This is a genomic window from Arhodomonas sp. KWT (assembly GCF_010993615.1).
Genome location: NZ_WNXE01000214.1, coordinates 1 through 3,601 on the forward strand (window position 1 = coordinate 1; position 3,601 = coordinate 3,601).

The window sequence follows — 3,601 nt, forward strand, 5'->3', positions numbered from 1 at the left end:
TCGATGCCGCGGCGCCGGCCCTCGCGGACCAGCGCGGGGCGCGGGACGATCACGGTCAGCGTCAGGCCCAGCGTGTCCAGGCCGTCAGTCATGCGCGCGAAGAAGCCGAGGCGCTGGACGTTGTCGGCCATTGCAACGACGTGCGGCATAGGGTGCGGAGCCTGCGTGACGAGGTCGCGGCGATTGTACGTCGTGGCGCCTGCGGCGGCCACCGTCGGCCACCGTCGGCGCCGGTTCAGCCCGGCGGCGTGTCGTCGAGGATGAACCGGTCGGCGTCGTCCAGCGCCGGGAAGCGCCGGCGGAAGCGCTGCAGCCGCTCCGGGTCGAGGGTCGCGCTGGTCACGGCCTCCTCGTCGCGGCCCGCGTCCGCCAGCGGCTCGCCCAGCCAGTCGAGGGCCACGCTCTCGCCGGCATAGTGCCGGCCGTTGCCGTCTGCACCGACGCGGTTGACGCCGATCACCGGTGCGAGGTTCTCGATGGCCCGCGCGGGCAGCAGGCGCTGCCAGCTGGTGCGTCGCACCGCCGGCCAGTTGGCCACGTAAATAAGGAGGTCGTAGTCGCCGCGGTTGCGGCTGAACACCGGAAAGCGCAGGTCGTAGCAGACCAGCGGGCAGACCCGCCAGTCGCCGAGCTCGACGATCAGCCGCTCCCGGCCCGGGCTGTAGTGCTCGTGCTCGCCGGCCATGCGGAAACCGTGGCGTTTGTCGTAGTGGCGGACGCCGCCGTCCGGGCCGACCCAGTACAGGCGGTTGAAGTAGTGCGTCCCCTCGCGGATCGCGAGGCTACCGGTGACCACCGCGCCGAGGTGCCGGGCCTGCGCGCGCATCCACGCCAGCGAGTCGCCGTCGGCGGGCTCGGCGTCGCGTTCCGGGTTCATGGTGAAGCCGGTGGCAAACATCTCCGGGAGCACGACCAGGTCCGTGGTCCCGGCGAGCGGGGCGGTCAGCCGCTCCAGCGTGGCCCGGTTCGCCGCCGGCTCGCGGTCGGCGAGGGCGGGCTGGACCAGCGAGACCCTCAGAGCCTGCATAGCCGTTCCCCGGCCATGTCCAGGGTGGCATCCTGCTTGGCGAAGCACAGCCGCACCTGGCGCAGGTCCGACGGCGGATCGGCGTAGAACGGCGACAGCGGGATCGCCGCGACCCCCGCGTCGCGGATCAGCCGCTCGCAGAAGTCCGTGTCCGGCTCGTCGCTCACCGCGGAGTAGTCGACCAGCTGGAAATACGTGCCTGACCCCGGAGTCGTGGCGAGGCGGCTGTCCGCCAGCCAGCCGAGCAGCCGGTCGCGCTTGTCGCGGTAGAACGCCGCGAGCTCGTCGGCGTGGTGAGGCGCCGCCTGCATGTAGGCCGCGAAGGCCGCCTGGCTCGGGGTATGGGTGGCGAAGGTCACGAACTGGTGGACCTTGCGGAACTCCGTGGTGAGCGCCGGCGGGGCGATGCAGTAGCCGACCTTCCAGCCGGTGCAGTGGTAGGTCTTGCCGAACGAGGAGACCACGAATGCCCGTTCGGCGAGACCCGGTACGCCGAGGGCGCTGACGTGGCCCTCGTCGGTGAAGGCGATGTGCTCGTAGACCTCGTCGCTCAGGACCATGGTGTCGCCGTCCGCCAGCAGCGCGGCGATTGCCTCCAGGTCGGTTCGGGGCCAGACCGCGCCGGTGGGATTGTGGGGGCTGTTGAGAATGACCAGCCGGGTACGCGGGCCGATCGCCTCCCGTAGCGCGTCGATGTCCGGCCGGAAATCGTCGCGGCGCAGGGAGACCGGCACCACCCGGCCGCCGGCCAGTGTGACCGCGGGACCGTAGGCGTCGTAGGCGGGGGTGAGCACCACCACCTCGTCGCCGGGGCGGACCACCGCCTGGATCGCGTCGAACAGGGCCTCGGTGGCGCCGGAGGTCACGGTGATTTCCCGGTCCGGGTCCGGGCGCACCCCCTGGGCGGTGGCCAGACGCTCGGCGACTGCCTCGCGCAGGGCGGGCAGGCCGTGGAGCGGCGCGTACTGGTTGCGGCCGTCGCGCATGGCCTCGTCCATGGCATGGGTCAGGCCCGGCGGGGGCGGGAAATCGGGGAAGCCCTGGGCGAGGTTGATGGCGCCCGCCTCGGCGGCGCGTGCGGACATCACGGCGAAGATGGTGGTCCCGACGTCCGGGAGCTTGCTCGGTGGCGGCGTGAACACGGTGGCGTCTCCCTGGTGATGGCGGTGGCGGCGGCTCAGCCGCCGGTGTCGTCCCGTGCGGCGGGCAGGGTGTCGGCGACGAAGCGGGTCAGCCGGGTGAGCCATTCCCGGGTGGCACGGCCCGCGGCCTCCGCGGCGGGGACCGGTCCCGCCGCCTCCGCGATCCGGGTCACGGAGAACTGCCGGCTCGCGAGGATTCGTCCCCCCTCGAGCAGGCGTGCACGCACGCCCAGGCGGGCACTGCCGGGCATGCCGTCGCGGTAGTCCTGCTCCAGGTACAGCAGCTCGAGCTGCAGGCGGTAGTCCGCGCTCACGCTGGCGGGGCCGGCCACCACGGCGTGGAACAGGCCGGCGCCGGCGAGGGCGTCGGTGGCGGCGTCGGCAAGCAGTGCCGCCGGCGGCTCCGCCCAGCGGGCGGTGGCGAAGTAGTCGAGGGTCTGCGGTTTCTCCCGGTAGACCACGCCGGTGTCGCGGTAGCCGGCCCGGGCCTCCGCGGGCTCGACCAGCAGCACGCCGTGGGGACCTGATTCCGCGGGCACCAGCATCGCGGGCTCGACCAGCTGGAGGGTCCGGGGCGGCGGCGTCTGCGGGCGCTGCACCACGCTACAGCCCGAGACCATGAGGGCGGCGAGGCAGGCGGCGGCGACGGTGCGCAGGGTGGCGGGCATGATGTGCTTTACTCCTCACCGGGGCCGGGTTCGGGCCGCTGGCGGCCGTAGAGGACCTGCTGGGGGTCTTCAGAGAGATTGTCCACGAGCCGGCCCATGCGCCGGGAGAGCTCGCGCAGCTCGCCGGTCAGCGCATCCACCCGTGGCAGCGTGGTCTCGCTGAGCCGGCGCATGCCGTTCTCGCCGGTGTTGCCGAGCTCGGCGATCTCCTCGCTGGTGCGTGACAGCGACTCGGCGGTGCGCTGGATGGCGTGGGCGGCGCCCTCCACGGCCTCGAAGGCCGGGCCGATACGTTCGGCGCCGGTGTTGACGCGCTCCAGCAGGCGCTCGCTGTCGGCGATGATCCTGTCGAGCCGCTCGCTGTTGGCGGCGAGGTGCTCGGAGACCGTCGCCAGGTTCTCCAGGCTGCGGTCCACGGCCTCGCGGTTGTCCCGGGAGAGCAGTTCCCCGACCCGCTGGCTGAGGGTGTCGAGGGTGTCCAGGCCCTGGGTGACGGCCGTGTCCAGGCGCATGAGCAGGGACTTGTGATAGGGGATGACGGGATAGCGTTCCCCGGCCTCCGCCTCCAGCGGCGGGTTGCCCGGATCGCCGCCGGCGAGGTCGAGGTAGGCGATGCCGGTGAGCCCGCGCATCTTCAGCGTGGCGGCGATCCCCTCGCGCACCGGCAGGTCCGAGCGCAGGGCGATGATGGCGTGCACCCGCTCCGGGTGCTCGGGATCGATGTCGAGGGCGTGCACCTGACCGACATCCACGCCCCGGTAGGT

General features: G+C 72.7%; 4 protein-coding genes. All 4 read right to left on the reverse strand.

The window, feature by feature from the left end:
- Positions 1-235 precede the first annotated feature (235 nt).
- Positions 236-1,027: an amidohydrolase gene (locus G7A99_RS16780; protein ID WP_163142278.1), complete on the reverse strand. Its 792-nt coding sequence runs from the start codon at positions 1,025-1,027 to the stop codon at positions 236-238.
- Positions 1,015-2,169: a methionine aminotransferase gene (locus tag G7A99_RS16785; protein ID WP_163142281.1), complete on the reverse strand. Its 1,155-nt coding sequence runs from the start codon at positions 2,167-2,169 to the stop codon at positions 1,015-1,017. Before G7A99_RS16785 ends, G7A99_RS16780 begins: the two co-directional genes overlap by 13 nt.
- Positions 2,170-2,204: 35 nt before the next feature.
- Complete coding sequence (locus tag G7A99_RS16790; protein ID WP_163142284.1) at positions 2,205-2,837, reverse strand: ABC-type transport auxiliary lipoprotein family protein; 633 nt, start codon at positions 2,835-2,837, stop codon at positions 2,205-2,207.
- A gap of 8 nt (positions 2,838-2,845) precedes the next feature.
- Positions 2,846-3,601: MlaD family protein (locus G7A99_RS16795; RefSeq protein WP_163142286.1), on the reverse strand; the 756-nt coding region annotated here is incomplete at its 5' end.